Annotated in this window: 5 protein-coding genes; 2 read left to right on the top strand and 3 right to left on the bottom strand. The window is 36.5% G+C overall.

Annotation, left to right across the window (positions count from 1 at the left end):
• Positions 1–1,615 (top strand): glycosyltransferase family 39 protein (locus tag AFK68_RS16710; protein ID WP_094673762.1); only part of this gene is annotated, 1,615 nt, incomplete at its 5' end.
• 673 nt (positions 1,616–2,288) lie between these two features.
• Here AFK68_RS16710 and AFK68_RS16705 read toward each other — a convergent pair.
• The 3 genes from AFK68_RS16705 to surE all read right to left on the bottom strand — a co-directional run bounded on the left by AFK68_RS16705 (position 2,289) and on the right by surE (position 4,605).
• Positions 2,289–2,849, bottom strand: coding sequence for a GNAT family N-acetyltransferase (locus AFK68_RS16705; RefSeq protein WP_094673761.1), 561 nt, complete (start codon positions 2,847–2,849; stop codon positions 2,289–2,291).
• 425 nt (positions 2,850–3,274) lie between these two features.
• Positions 3,275–3,673: a hypothetical protein gene (locus tag AFK68_RS16700; RefSeq protein ID WP_094673760.1), complete on the bottom strand. Its 399-nt coding sequence runs from the start codon at positions 3,671–3,673 to the stop codon at positions 3,275–3,277.
• Between the two features lie 128 nt (positions 3,674–3,801).
• Positions 3,802–4,605, bottom strand: a complete 804-nt coding sequence (surE, locus tag AFK68_RS16695) for a 5'/3'-nucleotidase SurE (protein ID WP_094673759.1) — start codon at positions 4,603–4,605, stop codon at positions 3,802–3,804.
• Positions 4,606–5,517: 912 nt separating this feature from the next.
• On the opposite strand from surE, the gene pheS reads away from it, so the two are divergent.
• Positions 5,518–6,513, top strand: coding sequence for a phenylalanine--tRNA ligase subunit alpha (gene pheS, locus AFK68_RS16690; protein ID WP_094673758.1), 996 nt, complete (start codon positions 5,518–5,520; stop codon positions 6,511–6,513).
• Positions 6,514–6,768: the final 255 nt, after the last annotated feature.

The following is a 6,768-nucleotide window of genomic DNA, read 5'->3' as shown; positions in this document are numbered from 1 at the left end:
TTTCTATACTAATTTAGGAACATTACCTTTACGAGATTGGGATGAAGGAATAGTTGCCCAAGTAGCGAGAGAAATTAGCCGAGAAAAATGGAATTGGCTTTATCCTACTATTAACAATACCCCCTATTTTAATAAACCACCATTAATACATTGGTCTATCGCTTTTGTCTATAAAATTGCAGGAGTTAGTGAATTAACCGCTCGTTTATCTCCTGCTTTATTAACCGCATTTTCTGTACCCTTAATTTATTGCGTTAGTCGAGAATTATTTCGCCCCCGCACTCCGGCAATTTTTACCGCTTTGGTTTACTTAACTTTGCTACCCGTAGTCCGACACGGACGTTTAGCAATGTTGGATGGAGCGGTACTTTGTTTTTTTTTATTGATGATTTGGTGTGTGTTGCGCTCCCGCTACAACCTCCGCTATTCTCTCGCTATCGGAATTAGTTTTGCTTTAGTTTCCCTCACTAAAGGAATTATTTTAGGATTACTTTTAGGAGCGATCGCTTTTTTGTTTCTCTTGTGGGATACTCCTCGACTATTAAATAGTAAATATTTTTGGGGTGGTATCCTATTAGGTATGCTGCCAGTTTTTCTGTGGTACACAGCTCAATTTTTCCATTACGGTATTGAATTTTTCCATGCCAACTTTTTCCATCAATCTCTCAAACGTATTTGGCAACCTGTAGGTAGTCACGACGGACCTATTTGGTATTATTTATTGGAAATTATTGAGTATAGTTTCCCGTGGCAATTATTCTGGTTGCCAGGATTATATTTAAGTTGGAAAAATCGTAATTTGAGTTGGGGAAAATTAGTTTTGGTTTGGAGTGGAGTCTATTTATTAGCTATTTCCCTGATGAATACTAAACTTCCCTGGTATGTATTGCCTATTTATCCAACTTTTGCTTTAGCAGTGGGTAGTTATTTAACAGAAATTTGGCATCAATTTCCATTAGATTTAGGATACTTTCAGTTTTCTACTGATGAATATCTCCCAACTGAGGGGGATAGTGCAAACCATCCCTGGGGTATTCCCACTGTTTATCATCGTTTGGTCGTAGCTTTATTTGCACTACTAGCTTTAATTGCTTGGGTTGCTTGTCTTTACTTTGGAGGTGCTTTTCATCTAGCAGAGTCAAATTTGGCAAAACCTAATTTAGAGTTACAGTTAATTTCTGTCGCTGTTGCTTTGACAATGACAATGGGAACTCTACTATTAAACCAACAAGACCGTCAGTTTTTGTCAATCTTAATTTGGGGAACATATCTTTCTCTACTAATGTTTGTTAGCTCCCCTCATTGGATATGGGAACTGGAAGAAGATTATCTTGTCAAACCAGTCGGAGAAATGATTCAGAAAAATACATCCCCCGGTCAGATTATTTATTCTTTTGATACTAGAGACCGCCCCTCTTTAAATTTTTATAGCGATCGCCTAATTAAGCGTGTTGGACCAAATAAAATTCAACAGGAATGGCAAAATTTACCTCAACCCTATCTATTAGTTGAAGCATCAACTCTAAATAATCTTCCCCTAGAGAATTTTCAGGTTTTGAATACTGTCAAAGGATGGGCGTTAGTAACAAGAGAAGGCAAGGGAAGTAATTGGTAATTGATAATTGATTATTGATAATGAAAACTATCTCTAATTATAAATTTAAGTAGGTCGGCATAAATAAAGGTTAGGGACTAGCAAAAAAATAGACTACCAGCTAATTTATAGAGTAGAGATTGCGTCGGCTAGGTTGACTGTTTCCGATTAAGGTTGAGTCTAATATCACCGCCTCGTTTCGGACAGACACAGGCTTTTTTTATTTATTAATAATTGGTACTTTATTAAGTTGCAAATCCCTTACAGCGGTTTTCATTTCACTAGACCACAGTAGGGACGTTGCATGCAACGTCCCTACGGGGTTTTGGTTATGGCGATGTGGTTCATCAATCTGAAAAGCGCTGTAAAATAAAAAATATGAAAAATAATCCAGAAGCCAATTTTCAAGAGCTTCTCACTATTTTGAATTTCCATTGCTATTGTACGGATAATTCAACCTACCTACAAATACTAGATTTTTGAGAGTTTTAGAGTGAAAATCTGGCACTTTTTTAGACCTTAAAAAGCCTAAAACCTTTGTCTGTCGATGCTTTGAAAATTAATCAGCAAGCTCTAATTATCAATTATCCATTATCCATTATCCATTATTCATTATCAATGCTTTTTCCATTAAAATACAGTTTTGATGCTCCTTGATTTCCTCAAATACTTTAACCCCTTTATATTCATAAGTCTAATAATCTAAAGAAACTCTATCCTCAAAACCATACTTCCGACAAATGTGCTGCGATATCTTTCCACTAGCTTCTACTATTGCTTGGGAAAAGCCTGCTTGAGCTGCCATCTTGAGATTATTTTCAAGTAATTTATTGCCAATTTTTCTGCCTCTATATTTTTCTCTAGCTCCTAATAAAAAGATATGAAATATCTTGCTATTGACGAGTTTTTTTTCCATCTCGTACTGCTCATGTAGCTCTTTTAAAACTTGGGAAAAAACTTCAAATTTTTGAGGAATATTTTTATGTACTTCTTCCTCTGACTCATTTGATAAATGCTCTGAAATAATAAACCCTGCTACTTCTGAAGTAGCAGGATCTTTAGCAACATGAGATAATCCTTCTGCCACAGCTTTTTGGCAAATCATCTCAGCAAAAGGATATAACTCACTAGGTGTAACTTGAAGTGCTTTTGACATAGGTTCTGCACTAGGAAATACATCAACCAAACAATTAATTGTTTGTTCTATATCTTTTTCCTGTAAAATTTCATATACTATTTCATTTTCTTCCAACATAAATATACTAACCCCTCAAATAAAGTTTATTGAGTCCTTACAGCAGAATTTATTGGAATAGAAAAAATATTTTGGTAATCAGCAATAACCAATCATAAAATGTAAGCATTTCCTGCGGAATGCTGCGCAAACAGCTATTAGCTTGTCAGATCTTCCTGCGGAATGCTACGCAAACAGCAATAAAACCCTGATTTTAAGGAGAGATTTTAACGGATATAGACTTTAACAACTTTTGTAGTAAGGTTTAATTCTGGCTTAATTAATACAGCTTTAAATTCACACCAAAAGCAATAGCTGTTAGCTGACGGCTGAATGCTTACCATAAAATACTTTAAGGTTACTTTAAAAACTGTGGTTTATCAATTTGAAAACTGCTGTAAGTCCTATCCTTATAATTCTTTAAAAAAATAGTATAAATTCAATAACTACTGACTCTTTTGATTATCAAACAATTCTTTTTCTTGCACCCACTCTAATACTCCATCAAATATACCCAACCTAAAATCATACCTACTTAAAGCGGCGATCGCTCCCCCAAAAAATATTGCACTACCAATCACGGCAACTATTGGTAAATACTGGCGAGTCAAATCACGGCGTAACCTTGCCAAAGGTCTACTTTGCTGTCTAAGCATTTGTCCAATATCTAGTTGTTGGATTGCTAAGGGGTCTCTGACATAATGGCCACTCCAACTTATTACTATATGGGAATGACAATATGGACAGGTAAATAGCCCATTAAACATTTCTACCGATTCTGCAACACTGTGACGATTGCAAATTGGGCAGGTAACATAATTACTTTTAGATGTGGGAGCGTTCATATTTGTTTTTGAGAAATCAACGACAATTATTACCAGTTAGAGAGCTAAAGTTTTTCGATCTGGAATCTGAAATATCTTGCTTATTCTTTAATATAGTGTAGCCTTATTTTCTATTCTATTAGTGTTAACTATTCACGAAAATTATCAATTTTCCACTTTTGTAGATTGCCCAATTGTTTACCATAAGTTAGATTGTATTGCAAGGGGGTAATTGTAATATATTTTTCACGGATTGCTTGAATATCTGTTGGTAATTTTTCTACTGAGGTTTCATTGTTAGTTTCTTCTACATCTTCCTGCAATTCTCCAGCTAGCCAATAGTAGGTTTTGCCTCGCGGATCGACTCGTTTTTCAAAGATATCTATGTATCTACGGATTCCTTGACGGGTAATTTTTACTCCTGCTATTTCTGTTTCTTTGACTGCTGGAATATTTACATTTAGTAACATTAAATTTTGTAAAGGTTGGTTTTCTATTTTCTGCACGAAACTTTGAGCAAAATTGACAGCAACTTCAAATTCTCTAGAAGTGTAACTGCCTAAACTCAAGGCAATGCTAGGAATATTTTCAACTATTCCTTCCATAGCAGCAGAAACAGTACCAGAATATAAAATATCTGTTCCTAAGTTTGGGCCATGATTAATTCCTGCTAATACTAAATCTGGTTTAGTTTCTAATAAGCCAAATAGGGCTAACTTTACACAGTCAGAAGGAGTACCAGAACAAGCCCAAGCTGTTATCCGATCATCAAAAATTGATTTGACAATTTCGGCCCGAATTGGTTGATATAATGTTAAACTGTGACCTGTGGCTGACCGTTCTTTGTCAGGACAAACAACAATAACTTCATGGCCTACTGCTGCTAAACCATTAGCCAAACTCCGGATACCTTCGGCAAAAATGCCGTCGTCGTTACTAACTAATATTTTCATTTTTTTAAGGGAACAGGGAACAGGGTATAGGGAACAGGGTATAGGGAAAAATTATTCTTCAGTCTTGATTTTTGTCTATTGCTAAACTTTCTAGTCCCCTACCTAGCAAAAAACTTAATGTAGCAATACTTTTTAAAACTGGTATTACCTAATATATATCTTCATATGATAAATTGACTTATGTTCAAGGGAATAGGGAATAGGGAATAGGGAATAGGGAAAAATCAGTTGGGTGAGGGGAGGAGTCAGCAGAATTATAGAGGAGATAGAAGGAAGAATTGTCAAAGTGATGTTTCTGCCCAACTCTTGCGTAATATAGAATCCTCTTGAATAGTCGTCATTGCGACGATAGGAAACAATCTCCTAAATATAAGAGATTGCTATCTGTTCCGGAATGCTCCGCAAACCTTCCACTCCGTTCCAGTCGGAATGACTTGGATATACTAACTAAGGTTTGCGCTCAAAAGTCTTTTCTTAAGGAGGAGGAGTCAGGAGAAAATGGGAGTTATACAGTAGGTAGTCAAAAGGATAGTTCCTTAATTTTTCTACCATAGTGAGCAAAAAATACTAACTTTTTGAACCTGAGCAACTTAAAAGCTGGCACTTTTTCAGGACTTAAAAAGCCTAAAACTTTTATATTTGAAGGCTCTTATATTTAATCAAATAATTATCAGGATTTGATATAAAATACTCACTTTTTGCAGCTCTATCGACCAAAAAGCTGACACTTTTTAAGCCCTTAAAAAGCATAAAACTTTTATCTTTCAATGCTTTCAGGTTTAATCAGCCAGCCCTAATTAAGAACAATCATATAGATAGAATATCTATTCCAATGATAAAATCAGACTGCAAATTATAATTTGTATTCAACCTGCGCAAAAATAAAAGTATTGTAAATATTATTCACCCATTATGCAGATAAGTGATATAGAAACCCAATTAGAAGAATTACGCCAAGCAGCAACAGAAGCGATCGCCATAGCAGAAAGTCTAGAAAATTTAGAAGATTTGCGGATTAGTTATCTAGGCAAAAAAGGTCAAGTGTCCAAAATTCTCGGTGCAATGGGTAAACTCAGTCCAGAGGAACGACCAAAAGTAGGAGCGATCGCCAATGAAGTTAAACAAGCTATCCAAACCAACCTAGACGAAAAACGTAGCAGTTTACAAGCAGCGGAAATTGCAGCCCAACTTCAAGCGGAAACTTTAGATGTTAGTATGCCAGGGGTAAACCGCTCCCAGGGAAAAATTCACCCTCTGAATGGCCTCATTGACCGTGCCCTTGACATTTTCGTTGGTTTAGGGTATACAATCTCCACAGGTCCAGAAATGGAAAGTGACTACTATAACTTTGAAGCTCTGAATACTCCGCCAGACCACCCCGCGAGAGATATGCAGGATACCTTTTACCTACCAGACGGAAATTTAATGCGGACTCATACCTCATCAGTCCAGATCCGCTACATGGAAAAACATGAACCTCCCATCCGAGTTGTTGCTCCTGGTCGTGTTTATCGTCGGGATACTGTAGATGCAACCCATGCTGCAGTTTTCCATCAACTTGAACTTTTGGCAGTAGATGAAGGATTAAGATTTTCTGACCTCAAAGGAACTATTAAAGAATTCCTCCGACAAATGTTTGGAGATTTACCAATTCGTTTCCGCGCTAGTTATTTCCCATTTACCGAACCTTCAGCAGAAGTAGATTTACAATGGAATGGCAAATGGTTAGAAGTATTAGGTTGTGGGATGGTAGACCCCAATGTTTTACAAGCAGTAGGTTACGATCCGGAAAAATATACAGGTTTTGCAGCAGGTTTTGGGGTAGAAAGATTTGCTATGGTGCTACACCAAATTGATGATATTCGACGAGTTTATGCTAGTGACTTACGCTTTTTACAGCAGTTTTAACTATAGCAATCCGCGCTTATGTTGTAATATTTTACCGTAGGGGTTTGGTCTCCAAACCCTCCCCTTTTAAACTGAAATGACCCTAGGGGTTTAGTCTCCTTTCCCCAAGCGCAAATGGAATTTGGTAACCAAAGTCCTACAGTTTTTTTCACCGATAATTTCATATTTTTATAGCTTTATTTGAAGGGAGTGAAGGCTCAATCATTTTTCCTTTTTTTCAACATTTACTCCTTCTTCCCTTTTCCTTCTTCCTTC

This window comes from Hydrocoleum sp. CS-953 (assembly GCF_002260545.1).
Lineage (GTDB): Bacteria > Cyanobacteriota > Cyanobacteriia > Cyanobacteriales > Microcoleaceae > Trichodesmium.
Note: the sequence above shows the minus strand (reverse complement) of the source record. Positions and strands in the feature narration are given on the sequence as shown.

Excerpts from the sequence above, each read along its gene's own strand:
- AFK68_RS16705 (WP_094673761.1), bottom strand. The coding sequence starts at position 2,849 with ATGTTGGAAGAAAATGAAATAGTATATGAAATTTTACAGGAAAAAGAT.
- AFK68_RS16700 (WP_094673760.1), bottom strand. The coding sequence starts at position 3,673 with ATGAACGCTCCCACATCTAAAAGTAATTATGTTACCTGCCCAATTTGC.
- surE (WP_094673759.1), bottom strand. The coding sequence starts at position 4,605 with ATGAAAATATTAGTTAGTAACGACGACGGCATTTTTGCCGAAGGTATC.
- pheS (WP_094673758.1), top strand. The coding sequence starts at position 5,518 with ATGCAGATAAGTGATATAGAAACCCAATTAGAAGAATTACGCCAAGCA.